Annotated in this window: 15 protein-coding genes; 10 read left to right on the forward strand and 5 right to left on the reverse strand. The window is 45.8% G+C overall.

The window, feature by feature from the left end:
* Nucleotides 1-30: 30 nt before the first annotated feature.
* Nucleotides 31-1401, reverse strand: coding sequence for an L-serine ammonia-lyase (locus NDJ01_RS04125; protein WP_258586289.1), 1371 nt, complete (start codon nucleotides 1399-1401; stop codon nucleotides 31-33).
* An 11-nt stretch (nucleotides 1402-1412) separates the two neighbouring features.
* On the reverse strand, nucleotides 1413-2954 hold the full coding sequence (locus NDJ01_RS04130; protein WP_258586290.1) for a sodium:solute symporter: 1542 nt from the start codon (nucleotides 2952-2954) through the stop codon (nucleotides 1413-1415).
* A 339-nt stretch (nucleotides 2955-3293) separates the two neighbouring features.
* Between NDJ01_RS04130 and NDJ01_RS04135 the strand changes: the two genes are divergently transcribed.
* From NDJ01_RS04135 to NDJ01_RS04165, 7 genes are all read left to right on the forward strand, one after another.
* Nucleotides 3294-4589: an MFS transporter gene (locus NDJ01_RS04135; RefSeq protein ID WP_258586291.1), complete on the forward strand. Its 1296-nt coding sequence runs from the start codon at nucleotides 3294-3296 to the stop codon at nucleotides 4587-4589.
* Nucleotides 4590-4690: 101 nt separating this feature from the next.
* Nucleotides 4691-5707, forward strand: coding sequence for a nuclear transport factor 2 family protein (locus NDJ01_RS04140; protein ID WP_005374772.1), 1017 nt, complete (start codon nucleotides 4691-4693; stop codon nucleotides 5705-5707).
* A gap of 177 nt (nucleotides 5708-5884) precedes the next feature.
* Complete coding sequence (locus NDJ01_RS04145) at nucleotides 5885-6970, forward strand: porin (RefSeq protein WP_258586391.1); 1086 nt, start codon at nucleotides 5885-5887, stop codon at nucleotides 6968-6970.
* Nucleotides 6971-7227: 257 nt separating this feature from the next.
* Entirely contained in the window at nucleotides 7228-8235 is a 1008-nt protein-coding gene (locus NDJ01_RS04150; protein WP_074190328.1) for a LacI family DNA-binding transcriptional regulator, read from the forward strand.
* A gap of 147 nt (nucleotides 8236-8382) precedes the next feature.
* Nucleotides 8383-9027, forward strand: a complete 645-nt coding sequence (locus NDJ01_RS04155) for a recombinase family protein (protein ID WP_258586292.1) — start codon at nucleotides 8383-8385, stop codon at nucleotides 9025-9027.
* Nucleotides 9024-10208 (forward strand): multidrug effflux MFS transporter, encoded by a 1185-nt coding sequence (locus tag NDJ01_RS04160; protein ID WP_005395605.1) that lies wholly within the window; start codon nucleotides 9024-9026, stop codon nucleotides 10206-10208. Before NDJ01_RS04155 ends, NDJ01_RS04160 begins: the two co-directional genes overlap by 4 nt.
* 79 nt (nucleotides 10209-10287) lie before the next feature.
* Nucleotides 10288-10932 carry an START domain-containing protein gene (locus NDJ01_RS04165; protein WP_256953183.1) on the forward strand — a complete coding sequence of 215 codons (645 nt, stop codon included), beginning with the start codon at nucleotides 10288-10290 and terminating at the stop codon, nucleotides 10930-10932.
* A gap of 16 nt (nucleotides 10933-10948) precedes the next feature.
* Here the strand turns inward: NDJ01_RS04165 and NDJ01_RS04170 are convergent, their stop codons facing one another.
* Nucleotides 10949-11158, reverse strand: a complete 210-nt coding sequence (locus NDJ01_RS04170) for a DUF3955 domain-containing protein (RefSeq protein WP_006740828.1) — start codon at nucleotides 11156-11158, stop codon at nucleotides 10949-10951.
* 506 nt (nucleotides 11159-11664) lie between these two features.
* On the opposite strand from NDJ01_RS04170, the gene NDJ01_RS04175 reads away from it, so the two are divergent.
* Nucleotides 11665-13911 carry a CehA/McbA family metallohydrolase gene (locus tag NDJ01_RS04175; protein ID WP_258586293.1) on the forward strand — a complete coding sequence of 749 codons (2247 nt, stop codon included), beginning with the start codon at nucleotides 11665-11667 and terminating at the stop codon, nucleotides 13909-13911.
* Between the two features lie 90 nt (nucleotides 13912-14001).
* Here the strand turns inward: NDJ01_RS04175 and NDJ01_RS04180 are convergent, their stop codons facing one another.
* Nucleotides 14002-15756, reverse strand: a complete 1755-nt coding sequence (locus NDJ01_RS04180; RefSeq protein WP_258586294.1) for a hypothetical protein — start codon at nucleotides 15754-15756, stop codon at nucleotides 14002-14004.
* A gap of 428 nt (nucleotides 15757-16184) precedes the next feature.
* Between NDJ01_RS04180 and NDJ01_RS04185 the strand changes: the two genes are divergently transcribed.
* Nucleotides 16185-17138 carry a M23 family metallopeptidase gene (locus NDJ01_RS04185; protein ID WP_005395595.1) on the forward strand — a complete coding sequence of 318 codons (954 nt, stop codon included), beginning with the start codon at nucleotides 16185-16187 and terminating at the stop codon, nucleotides 17136-17138.
* Nucleotides 17042-17494, forward strand: a complete 453-nt coding sequence (locus NDJ01_RS04190; protein ID WP_074190324.1) for a polymer-forming cytoskeletal protein — start codon at nucleotides 17042-17044, stop codon at nucleotides 17492-17494. Before NDJ01_RS04185 ends, NDJ01_RS04190 begins: the two co-directional genes overlap by 97 nt.
* An 88-nt stretch (nucleotides 17495-17582) precedes the next feature.
* On the opposite strand, the gene NDJ01_RS04195 is transcribed toward NDJ01_RS04190, so the two are convergent.
* A complete protein-coding gene (locus tag NDJ01_RS04195; RefSeq protein WP_258586295.1) occupies nucleotides 17583-20333 on the reverse strand; it encodes a pitrilysin family protein in 2751 nt (916 codons plus the stop codon).
* Nucleotides 20334-20425 lie beyond the last annotated feature (92 nt).

Genomic DNA, 20425 nt, shown 5'->3' on the forward strand with positions numbered 1-20425 from the left:
CTTTTTTGTTGGTTAGATTTGCCTAACTCATTATTCGCAAGGTGGCGCTAGGTGAATCAAAGCCAATCCACCCAGTGACGTCTCGCGGTATTTCTTGTTCATGTCTTTGCCCGTTTGATACATGGTTTCAATCACCTTATCCAACGAGATCAAACATTTACTATTACGCTTTAATGCCATGCGAGAAGCATTGATCGCTTTCATTGCACCCATCGCATTACGCTCAATACACGGAACTTGCACTAAGCCCCCAATTGGGTCACAAGTCATGCCTAGTGAGTGCTCCATGGCAATCTCGGCCGCAATACAAATTTGTTCATTGCTACCACCACGCAGCGCCGTCAAGCCAGCTGCCGCCATGGAAGAAGACACGCCAACTTCGCCCTGACAACCCACTTCGGCACCCGAGATAGACGCATTAGTTTTGTACAAAATGCCAATCGCACCGGATACAGCAAGAAAGTCTTTAAGCTGTTTGGTATCGAGCTCTTTGATGAAGCGATGGTAGTACATCAATACCGCCGGAATTACACCCGCCGCGCCATTGGTTGGTGACGTTACGACTTGTCCACCAGCCGCGTTTTCTTCACTCACAGCAAAAGCAAACAGGTTAATCCAATCCAAAATTTCCATTGGATCGTTTTCGATTGCTGCATTTGCTTCAAGCTTCTTCAACAAGTTTGGCGCACGGCGGGTCACGTTCAAGCCACCATCCAAGATACCTTCTGTCTCGAAACCGCGCTCCATGCAACGCGTCATCACACGCCAGATTTGTTCTGCGCGTTGATTAATGGCTTCCATATCCTGAAACGCTTGTTCGTTTTTCAGAATCATGCCGCCGAGGCTCATGCCGTTCTTCTCAGCCTGTGCCAACATTTCGTCCGCGCTGGAGAATGGAAACTCAACTTCTACGGGTGCAGTCGCTCTGCCATTTTGCAATTCATCCGCCGTTGCGATGAAACCACCACCGATAGAGTAGTAAGTTTCAAACCCAACCTGATTGCCATGCGCATCTAACGCAGTAATCGTCATGCCATTCTCATGCAGAGGAAGGTTCTCTTCGTGGAACAACATGTCCGTTTTGTAGTTGAATTCGATTTCATGACGGCCATCGACAGACATCATGCCCTCTTCAATCGCCTTGCGCATCGCTTTGTTCGCAGAAGCGATTTTGATGGTATCTGGTTTGTGACCCAACAGACCCAAAATGGTTGCACGGTCAGTATGGTGGCCAATCCCCGTTAACGAGAGTGAACCGTATAAATCGACTTGAATACGAACCACTTTTGCCAAGTTCGATTCAATCAAACGAGTGAAGTGGTAACCCGCGATCATTGGACCATTGGTGTGAGAGCTAGAAGGGCCCACACCAATCTTGTAAATATCAAAGATGGACAGCATAAACTTACCTATTACGACAATGCAGCATAAAGCCAATCTGGGAGAACCATACAAGCAGCGATGGTCGCCACAGCGAACACCAATAGCCCGTAATGGCTTACGGTTGGCTTTGCAAAAAGATGTTTTTGATTATTGATAAAGACTTGTTGCTCGGCAGTCACAGCGCCCCAACGACGGCTCACTAACACACCAAACAAAAGGAAGACGAACGTACCAATTGGCGCGAACCACGGCCAAGCCACGTCGAGATACATTGCAGTAAACACCGCAATCACACTCATGATACTGCCGACGATCACACCTTTCTCATTGGCTTTCGCCCAGAATAAACCAAGCACGAATGAACCCAAACGGATACCAACAAAGATAGAAGTCAGACTAGCGATGGTTTTGAGTACCGATTCATTCGATACCGCTAGAAGAGCTGGCACTACCACCATGGCCGCCGCAAGCAAACTCATCTTTCTTGCGACTTTTTCGTAGTGCTCATCATCGGCACTCTTGCGAACGAAACGCTTGTAGATATCGAACGTCGCGACGGTCGCCATTGAGTTGTAGGTCGAATCCAACGTCGACATTGCGGCCGCCGCCAATGCGGAAATGATCAAACCAACGACGATTGGGTTAGTGTGGTTGAAGACGAAATCCAAAATCACTTCGTTGCTGTTTTCAAATGATTGATCTTGATAGAAAACACTCAAAAGAACACCGAGTACCGCGAAGAACAAGTACACGAAAAACGCACCGTAACCACACAACAGCATCGACTTCTGCGCCGTCTTTTCACATCTCGTCGCTAACGTGCGTTGGATGATCAATTGGTTGGTGCCGTACACACTCAAATGCAAAAAGCTCACGGCAACCACGCCAGCCCAGAGTGTGGTATCCACGCCTAAATCAAAGTCTAAGTTGATGATATTCAGGTGATCACGAGAAAGGTAATCTGCCGCATTAATCTCTGTCATTAAAATGGCAAAGATAGCGATGCTGCCTGCCACCAATACTGCAGATTGCAACATATCGGTCCAGATAACCGTGGAAATCCCGCCCGCATAGGTATAGCAAGCGGTGAAAATACTGATGTAGATGATGGCTTCAGAAATACTGATAGGCAGAACTTGCACTAAGATCAGCGCCACGGCATACAAAATCACACCCGCAGAGATACATTGAACCACAATGAACACAATCGAGTTGATGGTTCTTGCATACACCCCAAAGCGGTGCTCAAGGTACTCATAAATCGAAGTCAGACCCAGCTTATAAAAGACAGGTACAAAGAAAATGACAGTGAAAAAGATAACGATGGGATAGTTAAGGTGAATACTCATCGCTTCCATGCCAGAGCTATAAACCCAACCAGGCATCCCTACAAACGTCATCGCACTAATGTAAGTCGCAAGTATCGAAACACCCGCCGTAAACCAGCCAAATTGCTTTCCACCCGTGGAAAAGTCGCCACCATTGCTGTAGCGCTTATTCACTAAATAGCTGATTAGTATGGTGATTAACACGTATAACGCAATCACCACAAAACTTGAGTACGTAACCATTTCAGGGTTTCCATAATTCTGGGTGCTAATTATTTGTGCTTGGATATTACTTTAAAAAAGCATATCTAAACGATAATCCCGCCATAACTGTGACTATAATCACCAATATAGACGGTTATATATTCAAAAATGCCAAAAAGACCGATTTAATGAGACTCCCATCACTAAAAACCATTAATTGGGTACGCATTCATTTTAAAATTGATATTGATCACGGATCTAATGGCCTTAAAAAAACTATGATTCACCACGACACGAAATCGAAGATGATCCCAATAAGATCGTGTTCTTTAAGTTTGAATAGCAACAAATCCTAAGTGAAATAGAGGTTTATCGGTCATGAATGCCAAAAGACACATGAGCGAAGTTCCTATGATTCAAAGGGTAGCTGCCTATCTAGCGATACTGGTTGGTTACTTTTTTTATTGTTATAACTTTGTAATTATTGACTACGTACGCCCATACATCGTTGAAGCGTATGATGGTATTAGCCTGTCAGACACTGCCCAGTTCTATACATGGCAGTCGGTTGGTGCACTTATCGGTGCATTGAGCTGTGCTTGGTTCGCAACAAAATTTGGTAAGAAATCCACTCTTATTACCATCACAGCCCTAAACGGTGGCGCAACGATCATCAATATGATGTTCACCGACTACACAACATGGGCAGCAATGCGTTTCATCATTGGTTTGTCACTGGGTGGTTACTTCACCGTGGCAGTGAGCCTGATGATCGGCCTATTTACGCCAACGGTACGTGGTAAGTTGACGGCATTCGCGTCTTCTATGTTCTCTGTAGCACTGATGGTAATGGGTGCGTATGCAGCATTTATTGCAAGCATCGATGCACCATGGGAAAGCCTAATGCTTGTTGGTGGTATCCCACCATTGGCAGCCGCTGTGGTCATGATCTTTGTACTACCTAGCGACAGCAAAGTGATCGCTTACGGTGAAGAAGAACAAGCAAAAGCTGAAGAATCAGACGCACCAGCGAAAACTGGCTCTTGGGGCGAAATGCTAAGCAAGCCTTACCGTAAGATCACACTAACGTGTCTATTGCTAGCTGGCCTTAACTTCTACGGTTTCCAGTTCTTTGGTGGCTTCGTAACCACTTACCTACGTGATGTACGTATGTTCGACGGTGCAACCATCGGCCTCATCTTCTCTATCTCAGCGTTTGGTTCACTGTTTGGTGCGTGGTTCTGGGGTTGGGTAGCTGACAAATTCGGTCGTAAGGTGAACGCATTCGGCTTCATCCTAGCGGGCATCATGGTTTCAATCTTCTTTGTTGCACCTGGCGACATGGTGATTGGCGGCCTAAACATGCTGGCTCTACTTGGTCTGATTTACAACTTCGGTCTGTCTTCTTCAGCGGTATGGGGTGGTTACTTCTCAGAACTGTTCCCAGCACACCTACGTAGCTACGGCGCGGCGCTATTCCACGGCGGTCGTATCCTCGGTATGTGGGCACCAATGGTACTTATCTTCATCCAAGAGCGTACCGACCTACAAACCGCAATGTGGGGTTCACCAATCGTATGGATCCTTGCTGGTCTTCTATGGCTATCACTGCCAGAGACACTAAAAGGCGGCGTGCTCGATAAGAGCAAAAAAGCCGAAGCAGCAAAAGCATAACTGAATTTCAAAAACTCCGGCTGGCTCCCCGGCCGGATGAAAAAACTTAATTTCGAGTCCTGTTCCCAAAGCCGACTCGACAGCAAATAAGAGAGTTTATTATGTCTAAATATCAAGAAGCGAAACGCGTTGTACGTGAATACTTCAGCGCAATGGAAAACGCAACTCACGAGAACGTGGCAGAAGTACTAAAAGCACACACTTCAGAAGATTACCTATGGCGTGGTGTTTACCCATTCCGTGAGCAACAAGGCGCTCAAGCAGCGGCTGACGTTTTCTGGGCTCCTTTGATGAAATCAATGACTCGCATGCAGCGTCGTCAAGACATCTTCATCGGTGGTGAGAACGAAGTAACATCAGGTGAGATCTGGGTAATGAGCATGGGTCACTTCATGGGTCTCTTCGACGCTGAATACCTAGGCATGCGCCCAACTGGCAAAATCATGAACATCCGTTACGCAGAATTTAACTGTGTTGAAAACGGCAAGATCACTAAGACTGGCCTATTCCTAGACCTTCTAGGTGCGATGGACCAAGCGGGTTGTTACCCACTACCACCATCAACAGGTAAGCACTTCGTATACCCTGGTCCTCGTAACCACGATGGTCTACTGTTCGAAGACGCAGCACCAGAAGAAGGCGTAGCAACACTAGCACTAGTGAACAAGATGGTTGATGACCTATCTGCACTAAACGACAGCGGCGCTATGGGTTGCCCACCAGAAGTTCTTGAGAAGAGCTGGTCTAAAGACATGATCTGGTACGGTCCATGTGGTATCGGTGCGTCTTACACAATTCCTCGTTACCAACAACAGCACCAATTGCCGTTCCGTAACAACCTGAAAGACAAGAAGTTTAACGGCCACGTATGTCGTTTCGCAGAAGGTAACTTCTCTTGTTTCTTCGGTTGGCCAAACCTATCTAACACACCAATCGGTGGTTTCCTAGGTATGACAGGTGGTGAAGTACGTGCAGACATGCAAGTAGTTGACGTTTACTACCGTGACGGCGACAAGCTATCTGAGAACTGGGTACTGATCGACCTTCCTTACTGGCTAAAACAGCAAGGTTTAGACGTGTTCGAGCGTACTCAACAGATCCTAAACCCTTCTCTATAAGAAGTCCTAGGGGCGGATTGTCAACCCGCCTTTATGTTGCCTGAATCCCCTCTCGGTTCAGGTGACATGCTCCCAACTCGTGCCTCAAGGATGGGGCACAACCTCAAGATAGAACCCTTATTCAAAACGGGCATGAACGCACGGTGGCTTTCTGCGCCCTGAATAACGAGATTGATGATGAAAAAGTCGACCCTTTCTGCAGTGATTTTAGCAGCGCTTACTTCTAGCTCAGCCTTTGCTGCACACACTTTTGTTAATGACGCTGGCGACAGCCTAAGCATCGATGGCCGTTTCGATCTTCGCTACCAAGACCGTGGCGGTGATGACAACGGCGAATGGAACAGCGGCAGCTCACGTTTCGGTTTGAAAGGCCAAATGGGTCTGGATAACGGCTGGACTGGTTTCGGTCACGCGGAATGGGGCTACAACTCTGGCGCGAACGGCGACAACATTTACGACCGCTTGCTATACGCAGGTGTCGATCACGAAAAATACGGCAAGATTGCTGCGGGTACTAAGCAGTGGTCTACCTTCTACGACGTAGCATGGTACACCGATTTAGGTCGTGTATTCGGTACTCGTGGCTCAGGTGTTTACAACCTAGCTGACTGGGGTATCGCATCCGGTGCTGGTCGTGCAGAAAACTCAATTACGTACCGTAATTCAATCAATGAAAAAGTGAGCTACGGCTTTACTTACCAAACCACGCGTGAAGATGTTGCTCTAGCAAGCAATGCGACAGCCTCACTGAAAAACGGCATGGGTGCATCTATTACTTACAAACCCGTAGATGGCGTAACACTTGGTGCGGCTTACCATCAAAATGAAGTTGCTGATCTAGACGCAAGCGTGGTTGGCGTAGAAAACGGCGACAACATGCGCATCATGCTATTGGGCGCGAACTACAGCAACGGCGGCTTCTACGCGGGTGCGACTTTCCACGTTGGCGAAAACTGGGAAGCAGTGAGCCAAGGCGGTACGGACGTAATGTTCGATACCCTAGGTGGCGAAATCTACACTTACTACCACTTCGACAACGGCCTACGCCCAACGTTGAACTACAACTACATGGAAGATCGTGGTGACGAGACACAAGGTTACGAGCGTAACTTGCTGATTCCTGGTCTTGAATACCACTTCCAGAAGAACAAATTCCTAGTTTGGACTGAATACCAGTTCGACCTAAGTAAAGATCAGTACGATGGCAACAAATTCGAAAACCGTGATGATCAATTCGCGGCAGGTATTCGCTACTACTTCTGATAACCACGAGATAAGTTATTCCGGTTACGTAACTTATTCGATTTAGTGGAAATGGGAAATAAGAGCAAGCCTTACCTTTTTTGGGTAAGGCTTTTTTCGTATGCAAAACATGAAATGTGACTTGGGTACTACCCAAATTGCGCCACCAAAGGCAATCTAACCCTTTATTTACTTAAATCTTGCTTATTTCTCTTTATGAGTACGTACCTGTTTGTGTTAACCTAGTCACAGTTAAACTGACTTATGAATCAACTCACATGAATCCTGCAAAACAAACCGTAACATCGAAGGACGTTGCCAAACTGGCTGGCGTTTCTCAATCTACTGTATCGCGTGTGTTTGTTCCGGGCAGCTCAGTGTCAGAGAAGACCAAGCAAAAGGTCTTTGAAGCTGCGAAAGCCCTAAACTACCGTCCAAATGCTTTTGCACGTAGCTTGACCACCAACGAATCTAAGTTGATCGGTTTGGTATTCCCCGATGCGGATTACCCTATCCACATGAAAACACTCCAATTGATTTCAAGTGAATTGCAGAAGCAAGGCTACTCAGCAGTGTTGATTCCATGGCAAGTGGATGATGAAGACAACCACTCGATCCCGAACATCTTCCAATACCGCGTAGATGGTGTCATTGCCGCTTCCGCTACCTTCAACAAATCACTGTATGAAGAGTGTGAAGAGTTCAATATCCCTATTGTTCAGTATGCACGCGTCGTAGAAGGCACTAAGAGCAGTTACGTTATCAGTGACAACTACGAAGCCGGCCAACAAGCCGCGCAACTTCTGCACAAAAGTGGCGTGAAGAACGCGGTTTACCTGACAGGTGAAGTGCCAACCTTTACCAACGACGAGCGCCAAAGCGGCTTCTGCTCTGAATTTGAAGACCTAACTAGTAATACGCCACGCATCGTTGAAGCCACTTATGATTACGCTAGCTCACTCGACAAAATCCGCGAAATACTCGCTGATAAAAACCGACCAGAAGCCGTGTTCTGTGCGACCGACAACCTTGCAATGGCTGTTATGGATATTGCGCGTATCGAATGCGGATTGAGTATCCCGCAAGACTTACAAGTCATTGGTTTCGATAATATTCCGCAGACAGAGTGGTTGAGTTATCAGTTAACCACATTCCGCCAAGATTTTCGTCGTCTCGCTCGCGAATGCGTGAAGATCATTGTTGATCAAATCAATACTAAAAACGGTAGCTTGGTCAAAATGATGGTACCAGTGAAACTAATCGAGCGGCAGACAACGAAAGCTTGAATGACTAAAGCCAACCATTCGGTTGGCTTTTTTATTTGCTTTTGCTCAACCTCAATGGTCCATTTAGTGTTGTAAGCATTAATGAACCTCTGTATATTTATGAGCCATTACAGTATATGAACCAAATTAAAAAGGCGTATAGTCCATATGGCTACTTATCTTTACACACGTTACTCGCCAAAGAGTCGAGCTTATCAAGAGCACCTCGGTGTCCTAAAAACGTTCGTGCCTGACGCCCAACATTTTGAGGATAAGGTTCGCGGTTGCATGCCTCCAGCAGAACGAGAAGCTTTCCAACAACTACTCAATATCGTCAAAGCAGGTGATACGATTGTGCTCTGGTGGCTAACGGCATTTGGTCAAGATTTTAGTCAGGCGTTAAATACAATCAAAGTGTTACTAGCAAAAGGGGTCACACTGAAAACCGTTTGTGAGCCACTCACATTTGAACCGGATTCTGTTCAAACTCAAACGCTACTCACCGTGTTATCTGGATATGGAAAAGTGCAGACTGAACATCGCCTGTTTGCCGCAGAGCAAGGACGGCAAGCCATTAAAGATCAACCAGATTTGTGGAAACAGAAATTTCGCGGACGCCCAGCAGACAAAACTAAACATCAACAGATCGCAACGTTGCTGTTAGAAGGCTATACGTTGAAGAGTGTTTCGGAGCAGTGTGATGTCAGCCTATCTACCGTAAAACGCGTCAAATCTAAGTTAAATGAAGTGGATGATGAAGGCTGCCTCAGAACACGAAAGCAAAGAGGTTATTCTGATGGTGATCCATCATGAGTCGCCCAATCAACTTTCGCACTATCTTACTCGCCTGTCTTATTATCAGTGTTGGCCAATTGAGCATGGGGCTTGTTATGCCCTCTTTGCCATGGATCGCAAAAGACTTTTCTATCTCCCTTGATCAAGCCCAACTGCTCGTGAGTATTTACTTACTAGGTTTTGGTCCCTCTCAGTTCATTTACGGTCCGGTATCGGATGCTTTGGGTCGAAAAAAAGTACTATTGACGGGTTTGCTCATCGCGATGTCTGGTCTATTAATGATCATTTACCTCAGTGACACCTTCACAGGCATGGTGATGGGGCGCTTTCTACAAGGCTTGGGAACTGGGTGCTGCGCGGTACTCGCGAGAGCATCGACTCGAGATAGATTTAGCGGTGATGAGCTCCCTGTCGCCATGTCTTACATCGCTATGGCAGCTTCGATCACGCCACTCATTGCACCTGTGATTGGCGGTTTTATCAACTTCCATTTTGGTTGGAGTATGGTGTTCATTTCACTGCTAGGTTATGTCTCACTCGCTTGGGTAATCATCGCCTTTAAGTTTACAGAAACCATAGCAAAACGATCTGTTATTCCGTCACCACGCAACATGCTTTTCCAGTATCGAGACTTGGTGACGTCACGTTACTTTATGAGTTTTGCCAGCATCAGTTGGTTAAACTTCAGCCTGATGATAACGACCGTGTCCGTGATGCCATTTATCATGCAAGACCAAATTGGCATGACATCCGATCAATACGCAATGTGGGCACTCATTCCCGCTTTAGGTATGTTAGGCGGCACCACGATTTGTAACCGAGTAAGGCCAATTATCGGCAACAAAAGAATGCTACTTTGTAGTCCATTCCTGCATCTCAGTGCTGCAATATGGTTGTTCTTCTGCCCGGTAGAACCGCTGTATTTAATGTTGGGGCAACTATTAATGATCTTAGGTAACGGCATTGCCCTACCCTGCGCGCAAGCCATGGTAATGCAACCCTACAAAAAGCAGGCTGGTGCTGCAGCAGCCATGTCTGGAGGTGGACAAATGATCGTATCCTCATTGGTCAGCTTAACATTGGTACAGCTTGGTTTAAGCCAAGCCTGGCATCTATCAATCGTTATTGTGGTGTTTGCAGCAATAACGCTCACCAATATTCAACGAGGTTTTGGAGCAGAGCAACCTTCAGAACAGTAACGAAAAGACTTACTATTGTCCTTATAATTAAGAACACATCGTATAAGCTTTAACTAAGGATAAGTTGGCGGGTACTAACATGATGTTGCATTTACGAATTGGCGCGCTACTACTCGCCACTTTTATATCCGCTGGCACCGCCGCAAAAGCCAACGAGTACTGGCAATTTGATAGTGACGATAACGGAATCACTATCTACTCTCGAGAGCATACCGACGGTTTAGTTGAGATTCGTGCTCGGATGTTCACACCCACCAGCTATGGCGCATTTTTAACGCTATTGGAAGATAGTGACAATATCCCGAACTGGATTGACAATGCCAGTCATAGCAGAGTTTTAAATCAAATATCAGCCACCGAAAACATCGTTTATACCCAATTTACGGCGCCATGGCCTGCAAAAAATCGTGATATGCTCACCTACTCTAAATATTGGGTCGATGAACTCGGGTTCACGATAAAAATCAAAAGCGCACCAGACTCATATCTTGCTGAACAAAAGGGCTATGTTCGCATTCGTTCGGTTGCTGCAACTTGGGAATTACAGAAGCTCACTAATGGCACGACACTCATTGATTACAAAGCGTTTGCTGACCCCGGAGGCCTTTTGCCAATCTGGCTAATCAACAAACTATCAAAACAAAGTGCACGAGCAACATTTAGTAATCTAAGAAAAGAGTTACCAAAATATCAGCAATACTCCCATCCTCAGATAAAGGAGTAAACTTCACGTTTGCTCTTTAATTACGATTACGGTGTTTGAAAAAAGTGCCCACAAAAGAGGCGAAGGCTAACCCCAAAAAAAGCCAAAACAAAGGGATAAACCCAAATGACTCTACTAATAAGCCATTTTCATCTACGTATGAGCCCTGAGCGTGGTACGCAATTAAACATGCCACACCACTCAAAAACAAAACTATGCTCAGTTTATATTTACGAATAAACCCCATCTAAACCTCAAGCAATCAATTGATATGTCTTCGACATATTGCCACCGTATATAGTTCACTCAAAAAATATATTGTCTCTATGTTTGCTCCAATCTTTATTAGAGGTCTTTTAGCCAGAGACAAGATAAAAACCCAAACATAAAGAATAAAAAGTCAAATTTAACTCAAAATATTATATGCGTTCTCAGAACTATCTTGACCTTTTTTCTCACATATACAGTGTAATTGTTATCATTTTGTTTGCTCAATGCTGCCAAAAATCGTTCACACCTCTCCCAAAATAATTAGTGTTCTAAATATTTTTATTACTCTACGAAAAAACAAACCAAACAACAAAAAAACTTTTAAAATCAAAACTTAATACTTAAAAGTCAATTGTAAAACAATAATAGCAACGAGTTAACCTCTTCATCTCTTTCGCTTTTTTAATTGAACGTCTAATCAAGTTAACGCACAATGCCATCGACAACTCACATAATAAATCATGAAAAAAAGGAAGTGTCTTCATGCATAATTTTTCAAAAAGTGCAGTGGCAACTTTAATCTCTGGCCTTTTGCTTGGAACTTCAGCGCATGCGGGAGTGAGTATCACACAGGGAAAGACCACGATCCCCGATGGCGAAGCAACACACGCTCAAGACATTACCGTTCAAAACGAACATGTCGCCTTCGCTCTCGCTGTTGAATCCGCACCACCATGGGGCGTACCGCGAGGAACATTGGTCGATTTGGCAGCAGTAAAGAATGGCAAAGTAGACCTTGACCGGGTTGCCTTTGCTGACTTCATTCCTAACAGCTGGTCCGCGTGGCCGAATGATCGCAAGTCCATTGAAATTATCGAAGACAGCGACAATAAAGCGGTCATCAAAGTGAGCCGCAACTTCGATAACGTTGATATCACAACGTGGTATACGCTCGCTTCTGGATCTGACTCAATTGCGCTTAAAACGGTCATGACCAACCAAGGTAAAAAAGATCTCGCGTTAGAATCAGGGCACACCATTTGGCCAGACACTGGCTACCAATTTGCCGTGCCGGGGTTGGAAGGGAAAGAAGAATCCATGGCCGACCATGCTCTCGCCGATCGCATGGTCGCTTATGATCGAGACTGGGCCTTTGCACTTCATGCTCCTTATTTTGATCGCGTCAAATACAATGGTCGTGACATGTACCTAGGGCATACCTTGAAAGCAGGTGAAAGCCGCACTTTCCAATCCCGATTACAAGTGGTTCCAAATGGAGACATGGCCCCCATTGTCAAGGCAGAAGCTGACCGACTAGGACAAGCGACAGGCACCATCAACGGCCAATTACGCGCAGATAATGGTCGTGTTCCTGAAGATGCTATCGTGATGATCGAAAAAGAAGGACAACCCTATGCCTGGACATTGGCCAAAGATGGCCAGTACAGCATGGCGCTGCCTGAGGGTAAGTACCAAATCTACGGCACAGCGACTGGTCACGCAAACAGCAAGCTGCAATCGATTCAAGTGGCGAGAAATAGCGAGCAAACACTCGATTTTACGTCTCTAAAACGCCCTGCAACTCTCTCACTTCAAGTTGAAGAGGCCACATCAGGTCTGGCCAAAGATGCGAGAATCACCATCCTTGAAGGTCAAGCGCCACCGGTTGAATTTTTGGGTAAACGCACCTTCTTTACCGATCTGCTGCCTGCAGGTCATGCGGAGCTAAAACTGGCACCCGGTCAATACAAATTAGGTATCAACTCTGGTGGAGGCTTTACAGCTAAAACCCAAACATTAGACGTAACCCTAACATCCGGTAAAACGACGAAGCAACGAGTAGAAGTGCCTCAAGTGACGTTTCCTAACCGTCAGCATTGGTATGGCGCAGATTTACACCATCATGGCAACGTGTTGGAAGGCGTTACCCCGCCAGAAATTGTTGTGCGTGCTCAATTGGCAACGGATCTTGACCTGACTTTCATTAGCGATCATGACTCAACCATTAACCACCAGAAGTTTGCAGAACTATCTGCGAAACGTGGCGTGCCTTTCATCCCGTCGATCGAAGTTTCGCCATCATGGGGACATATGAACCCATTTCCTATCGATAATGGCGCCGAGCTAAAGGTCGATCCTGGCACTGCTGACGTTCACACGTTACTTAACGCCGTGCATGAGATGGGGGCTGAAGTCGTACCGATGAACCATCCATACAACGATTATGGCTACTTTACGAACATCGCTAAAAATGCAGTTCCTGGTGGTAAAACGGATCGTTTCGACCTTATGGAGCTTAATGCGCGCGTAGACAATGAACCAACGTTGAAGAAAGCACATAAACTCTGGGACCTGGGTGAAGCAATGTACTTTACGGCGGGAACCGACACCCACGATGCGTGGAACCAACTCACGGGGCAGATTCGAATGATTGCGAGAGTCGATGGCGAGCTAACGCCGTCGAAGTTTGCGCAAGCACTTAAAGCCGGCCATGGCTACGCAACACAAGGCCCTATTCTTTATCCGCAAAACATTATGTTTGGTGAAACAGCAACAGCTGGCGATACGTGGAATATCCACGTCGTTGCAGCCGATGGTCTAAAAGAAATTCGATTGATCGGTAAAGGCGGCAAAGTGCTGAATACCCTGACGATTAACCCGAAAGTTGATACTCAACGCATAGAGCTGTCGCTACCTATACCTAGCGACGCAGAGGGATGGATAAGTTTAGAAGTCGAAGATAAAGACGGCAGCACGGCCTGGAGTAACCCTGTTTGGTTGCAGTCATAGTCTTGATAAACGTCCGACTCGATGGTAAACAAACCTGAGTTCGACGATGAAATAAAGGCGGCACTGCGCCGCCTTTTTCTACTCGATGTTTTACTGCTGTGCAACCGTCACGGGGTTGGTCGCACCACGGTAATCAAACTCAAAACCAATACCTTGATCTGTTACATCCATCGTCATACCACCAACAAGCTCACCTTGTAAGCTTTTCATAACATCATCAGGTAACGGCTCACCAGTCACGGCTGACGCACTTTCCAACACTTCCAAAATGCGTTCTGAATCGAAGTCAAAACTGAACAAGCCATTTGGAGAAAGTGGTTGTGCCATCACTTCTTTGCTCGCGTCTTCGGCATTCTCACCACTGTAGAGCGTAAAATGGTTTTCGTTTAAGCGAGCAAACACATCCATCTTCAAGCCTGTATGCATTTCTAGCAGGTCACTGACATTAACAGGCTGGTTATCCGGCTGAATTTGTAATTGAGCAAGTTCAGGGACAAACATTTGCGCGGTTTGAATCAGCATCATTGGATCATTGGCAGATAGAGACAACATACCATCTAGCTGGCTAAATACTTCACCGTGCTGAGCATTAGTGTCAACGTGGATATCAAACATTTGCAGGCTTAATCCTTTCAGGCCGTTAACCATGCCGGAGCCCATGCTCACAGCTGCGGCTGGGTTTTGGCCACCCATCTCTTGCTGCATTTGTGTCAATAAAGAACATTGGTACTGAGGCTGAGTCAAGTCGCTCCAAATCTGACCAATCGATGGCGCTAGCGTATTAATGTCTAAACCAAGCGCCATGCTAAAGAAGCTCTTATCATTGTTCGATTCTGCCAAAACGCCACGAATCGACTTAAGCGCATCTAGAATCACTTTATTTTTCGATTCAACAACAAAAGCACCTTTAATGAATGCCTGCTCGCCTTTCAGCTTGTATTCCGCAAATGCGACGGATTGAGGCCAGTTTTCTGCAACTTGAGTAAGTTCAGTATGACAAGCTGGTGAGCGCATCTCCTGAATAGTCGGCTCAGGATCAATGGCATCCAGCATGCTGACTTGACGCGCAAAGATATTGCCATCTTTCGTCGTCAAACCTTTAACCAATTCACGGTGATCAAAGTAACCGAAAGAGTTATTGTTTTCGCCGTATTTAGCCTGCAACGCCGCTAGGCGTCCACTCTCCGCAATGTTTTGACTTGGTGACTCAAGTCCCAATGCCATTTTAAGCGGGTTTTGAACACCCAGTTGCGGAATATCAACCGTTAACGTAAGTACGTTGTCAACCACGGCAACAACCAAGCCAATGCCATCTTGCGGGTCAACCGAATCTGTCATCTCGTAACGACGAAACTCCACTTCACCAAGTTTAACCAGCTCGTGCTTAGCACCGCTCATCTGCTCTTCGTGATCCAATGTTTTCCATAACGCGGCAGGGTCTTCAATCTTCAATTTGTACACTGGTACCATACCGATTGTGTACAACACAGGGTTAATGTTTTCTCCGGTACCTAAGTAGGCTTTTAACGTTTCTGACGATGCAGCGCTCTCCAGATATCCATCAAACAAGTTAACGGCAAACTGTTGCTGTGGAGAAAGTGGTTCATCGGCAAAAAGTTCAGCAATCGAGCCTTGGTTAGCCGTGCCAAATGCATTCATGTATTTATAATGATTAAAAGGTTCCGTCTGATACGTCACCATAAGCGAATCCGCAGGAACTTGCGAAAGTAGTGATACTGAATCACTCGGGGTAGTATTGTTTTGGTACAGGTAGCCAGCGCCCCCTGCAGCTGCGACCACTGCTGTAGCCAATAGTAGTTTTTTCACGACCAACTCCGTTGTCATAGTTATGTGTTCCTAAGCGAAATATCACGCTTAGGTTTAAAGCCTTTGAATAGCACTTTTATATCGACCGCTATCATAAACAAGTTATCGATATAATGAATGTCGGTTTGATAAATTATCCAACATTTATAAGGTAAACCGTGAAGTAAGTTGAATTGCGTGAGGATGCTATTGGCAATATTCACAATCTAATTTCTCGGATAACCACCTTACAAATCAAAATCTTCAGTTCAATAAAGCGATTTGGAGTAACTACGACCAAAAGCGCTAGGATATTAAATCTTTATTGAGTCTTTTATCTAATATCTGAAAACGCCTCACGGCCTGACACTTCTTTCCAATTTGCCTCTAGCGGTCCCCGTTCGTTTTCCTTACATTCCCATTAACTCAGTGACGAGACGTATACCAGATACGAGCAGTAGAAGACGATGAAAGACCAGTTGACGATCTCTATATCAACCATCAATGGCTCCAGACATTGGTACTTCAGTAAAAGGATGCAACGCAATCTAAAAACGTTTTTATGCTTTTTTGTCATTGCTCTGGCCGCAACCGCGATCTTAATTCATCACTTGTACACTCGCGTCGATAATGCCGCGTTAAAACAAGCTGAATTGACAGAACATTCGCGCACTATGGGTGAAGAGCTCAGCACACTGAAAGCATTAAAATCCGAGCTGGAAAGTGATCTCTCAGAGCGAGAAGAACGAGTACAACTTGTTTCGGAGCGTTTGGGAGAGTTAGAGAAAGTCCTTGGAGTTGGAGAACATACTACCACGGATAATTTGGATGCCCGACTTGATGCGGCGGCGATTACGTCGAACGTTCGCATGGTGTTGTTAAACCAAATACCAAGCGGGTCTCCGGTCGGTAAAGCGCGGCTCTCTTCTCGCTTCGGTAAGCGCATTCATCCGGTGACAAAAGTCGCTAAGATGCATCGCGGGCTCGATTTTGCCGTGAATACCGGTACTAAGGTTTATGCCCCAGCAGATGGGGTTGTGGAAGTCACCCGCCGCAGCAATAAAGGCTCTGGTAACTTCCTCAGGCTGCAACATTCTTTCGGTTTTTCGAGTTCTTATTCGCACTTGAAAAAGTTCAAAGTAAAAAGCGGTCAGTTCGTCAAAAAAGGGCAACTGATTGCAATTTCCGGCAACAGTGGGCTCTCTTCTGGCCCTCACCTTCACTACGAGGTGCGTTTTGTTGGGCGAGCACTGAATCCGAAGCCATTTGTCGATTGGAGCCTCAATGATTTCGAAGACATTTTTACTAAGGAGCGAAGAATACGATGGGAATCTTTAATCAAAACCGTGGAACAACGAGTAGCTCAGCAGCTTCAACTCTCATCGCCAAAGGCTGTGCTGTTAGCGGAGAACTCAAAGTAGAAAACGATGTCCAGATTGATGGCATCGTCGATGGTCAAATTAATGTAGAAGGCACTCTCGTCGTTGCAGAAAGCGGCCGAGTAAACGGTGAGATCTACGCTAAGCAACTGATCATCAATGGCATGATGGATGGTAACTGTCACGCAGAACACATTCAAGTACTTGCCAAGGGACGTGTAAGTGGGAGGATCTGGAGTAATAACCTCAGCATCGAACCTGGTGGTAAATTCTTTGGTGAAGCGGCCGAATTACCTGAAAAAGAAGTGGTGACACTGAAAGGGAAGACTCAAGAGAACGCCAGCACGAAAGAAAACAATACCAACAATGAAAAGCGACCTGCGCGTAAATCAGCGTAAACTCTTTGGTTAAAGTGCATAAAAAAGACGGCTTTCACGCCGTCTTTTTTATTACTAGAGACACGAGCTTCGTCAGAAGCTACAGTGATTATTCGGCCGGGTTTAAAATCATCACCGAGCGCTTTGCTTGTGGACCAAAAGCCGCTCTCGCATGCGCTTTCACTTCTTCTAATGTCACACTCTTAGCCGCGTTTTCAACGTCAAGTAACACATCGACGCCGTAATCATGCACCAAGTAGCGAGTATACGACCATGCGCGCTGAGCAGGGTTATCATCTAATCCTTGCATCGCTACCGCCAATTGCTTCGCTGCCGTATCCACCTCTTTTTGCGTGATGTTCGAAGCCAAGTCATCAAACATTTTGCCTAACTTGCTATCTAAAACTGCCACGTCTTCGGGCTCAACTTGAGATTCCAAGAGCCAATCAGAGATTGGTTCGCGATCTTGCGTCACGGTGTAAATATTTGGGCTGTAATCGAGACTAGACTCTTCTCGCACAATATCCAAGACACGCGCATTACTGATACGTTGCAAAATATCTTCGATAACCGTATCCCTTGCCGTACGTTGGTAATCGTTCGTGTTAGTCAAACGCATTACGTACAACGATGAAGGTTCATGACCATCCGCAACGACTGTTCGCGCCGGCACGTCGGTGTTGAACGCAACATGGTAATCAATCGAACGACCCGGTTTCATCTCGATAGAGGCCACATACTTACGCAAGAGTGGCGTAATTTCTTCCGGCTCGACATTTGCCACAATGACCATCTTAAAACCATCATTGGTTTTGAAAAGTTGCTCATGCACCGCCAATATTTGCTCAGAAGTCACTTGCTCCACATCGTCACTGGACACTATACGATGACGACTACCCGGCAAATAAGAATTACCGTTTGCTTTCTGAATCAGTTTTCCCATCGGCGATTCAAAAAAAGCGCCACTCTGCTGTTTAAACTCTTGCTTTGCTGCCGCCATCTGGCGCTCGTCAACTTTGATCTCCGTCGCTAGGTTGTACAACCCATTCAACGCGTAAGTTAAATGCGTTGTTGGCGCGGTAATTTGTGAACCGTGACTGGTCGCATCGAGAATCGCGCTAAGCGCAATGTTATTTTTGCGTAAGTAACTGTCTAACTCTGAACCAGAAAATGCCCCTAACCCACTGCGTATCGCCGTCGTTGCAGCGATTTCATACGCAGCATATAACGCTGGATCAACGGCGGCTTTACCACCTTGGCTCGCATAGTAAATATAAGCTCGACCACCCGCTTTGGCATCTTTTTGGAACCACACTTCGACACCGTTTGATAACGTATAAACTTGAAAGCCACCCGCTTCCTGACGCATGCTGGTGATGGTACCTTCTTGAGTAGGCTGTAAGAATCCATCCACTTTGTCATACATCTCTAACGGTTTTTCGCCAGTTTGGAGGTAGGCACTGTATAGATCGGTAAATACATCATTGAACTGAGCTGACGTTTCACTTTTCCCTAACCCAATCACAAAGATTGGTTGCTCAGACAACAAGGCATTCAATTGCGTGTTAATGCTCTCTAGGTTCTCGTTGTTGATGAATTCAGACAAACTCTGGGCGTAACTCTCTTTTGATTGACTCACACTGCCTTGGTCAATTTGGAAAACGCGCGCTTCTGCATAACTGTTTGGCTTACGTTGGTCCCAGTCTGAATCAATATTTGCGAGCTCACCTTGCCAATTTGACATGATGCTCTCTAACTCAGATTGAGTCGCACCATAATCTCTCAGTGACGCCAACGTGCTGATGAAAGTTTGATGCATTTGTTCACGACGCTCAGGCCCAAACGAAATACCTGCCGACATCATGCGCTGGTAGTTGGAATAGTAAGGCTGGGCATAAGCATACTGAAAAGGTTCAGCGGCATCATTAAGTACACGAATCAGACGTTGTTGAATTAGCTGTGTTGCGACTTCATCACGCCACACTTGATGCTGTTGTTCAATCGTAGTGCTGCCACTTAGACCACGCTCAATCACTAAATGAAGGCTTGGTGATTCCATCGTGTTACTTGGCAAGATTCGGTTTTGGTTGTTCACTCGAATATCGCGGCGCTTCTCTATTACGGTATCCGAGGTGCTTTCCCAGTTCGAGAATTTGTTTTTGATAATATTGGACAGTGAATCCACGTCGATATTACCGGTCACAACCAACTCGGCATTTTGTGGTTGGTACCACTTGTCGTAAAACGCTTTTAGCTTGCTTGATGAGGCATTTTGAATCGCTTCGCGAGTACCAATTGGGTCGTGTTCACCATACATAGTGCCTTCAATCGACGCTTGATAAGCATGCATAGAAAAGGACTTATCATCCGGGTTAGCACGTCGCCATTCACCAAGAATCACCCCTTTTTCTTTCTCTACTTGTTCAGGAGCAAACTGAAGTCCGTTTCCGATATCTCTCATCCACTTCAGGGCATCTTCCAGCTTTGTATTATTGGCAAGATCAAGTTGGTAAGAAGTTTGCTGATAAGTGGTAAAGGCGTTGATATCGGCACCAAAGCTACCACCAGATTGCTCGAAAAGTTTAACAACGTCGTTGCCGGTAAAATGCGTGCTGCCATTAAACGCCATGTGCTCAACAAAGTGAGCGTAACCTTTTTGATTGGTTTCTTCTTGGAATGAGCCGACATTCAGAACCAAACGGACCGATACTTCTTGGTCTTTTGTTGGGTAAAGATGGTATTTCATACCGTTCGATAACTGGTCGACATGCCAATTGGCGTCAGGCTGAATCGGCGTCGATTGTTGTGTCAGAGCACACCCTGACAGTAATAACGCGGGGACTAACAATATACTGCGCATAACTATTGTCCATAACAATGATTAAGCCGATCAATATAATCCTCGTTCGATGACCTTCACATTTTTAATGGATTATTTACTACTCAAACGTG

The organism is Vibrio sp. HS-50-1, assembly GCF_024747315.1.
GTDB lineage: Bacteria > Pseudomonadota > Gammaproteobacteria > Enterobacterales > Vibrionaceae > Vibrio > Vibrio diabolicus.

Coding starts and splice junctions, on each gene's coding strand:
- NDJ01_RS04125 (WP_258586289.1), bottom strand. CDS start 1,401: ATGCTGTCCATCTTTGATATTTACAAGATTGGTGTGGGCCCTTCTAGC.
- NDJ01_RS04130 (WP_258586290.1), bottom strand. CDS start 2,954: ATGGTTACGTACTCAAGTTTTGTGGTGATTGCGTTATACGTGTTAATC.
- NDJ01_RS04135 (WP_258586291.1), top strand. CDS start 3,294: ATGAATGCCAAAAGACACATGAGCGAAGTTCCTATGATTCAAAGGGTA.
- NDJ01_RS04140 (WP_005374772.1), top strand. CDS start 4,691: ATGTCTAAATATCAAGAAGCGAAACGCGTTGTACGTGAATACTTCAGC.
- NDJ01_RS04145 (WP_258586391.1), top strand. CDS start 5,885: ATGAAAAAGTCGACCCTTTCTGCAGTGATTTTAGCAGCGCTTACTTCT.
- NDJ01_RS04150 (WP_074190328.1), top strand. CDS start 7,228: ATGAATCCTGCAAAACAAACCGTAACATCGAAGGACGTTGCCAAACTG.
- NDJ01_RS04155 (WP_258586292.1), top strand. CDS start 8,383: ATGGCTACTTATCTTTACACACGTTACTCGCCAAAGAGTCGAGCTTAT.
- NDJ01_RS04160 (WP_005395605.1), top strand. CDS start 9,024: ATGAGTCGCCCAATCAACTTTCGCACTATCTTACTCGCCTGTCTTATT.
- NDJ01_RS04165 (WP_256953183.1), top strand. CDS start 10,288: ATGATGTTGCATTTACGAATTGGCGCGCTACTACTCGCCACTTTTATA.
- NDJ01_RS04170 (WP_006740828.1), bottom strand. CDS start 11,158: ATGGGGTTTATTCGTAAATATAAACTGAGCATAGTTTTGTTTTTGAGT.
- NDJ01_RS04175 (WP_258586293.1), top strand. CDS start 11,665: ATGCATAATTTTTCAAAAAGTGCAGTGGCAACTTTAATCTCTGGCCTT.
- NDJ01_RS04180 (WP_258586294.1), bottom strand. CDS start 15,756: ATGACAACGGAGTTGGTCGTGAAAAAACTACTATTGGCTACAGCAGTG.
- NDJ01_RS04185 (WP_005395595.1), top strand. CDS start 16,185: ATGAAAGACCAGTTGACGATCTCTATATCAACCATCAATGGCTCCAGA.
- NDJ01_RS04190 (WP_074190324.1), top strand. CDS start 17,042: ATGGGAATCTTTAATCAAAACCGTGGAACAACGAGTAGCTCAGCAGCT.
- NDJ01_RS04195 (WP_258586295.1), bottom strand. CDS start 20,333: ATGCGCAGTATATTGTTAGTCCCCGCGTTATTACTGTCAGGGTGTGCT.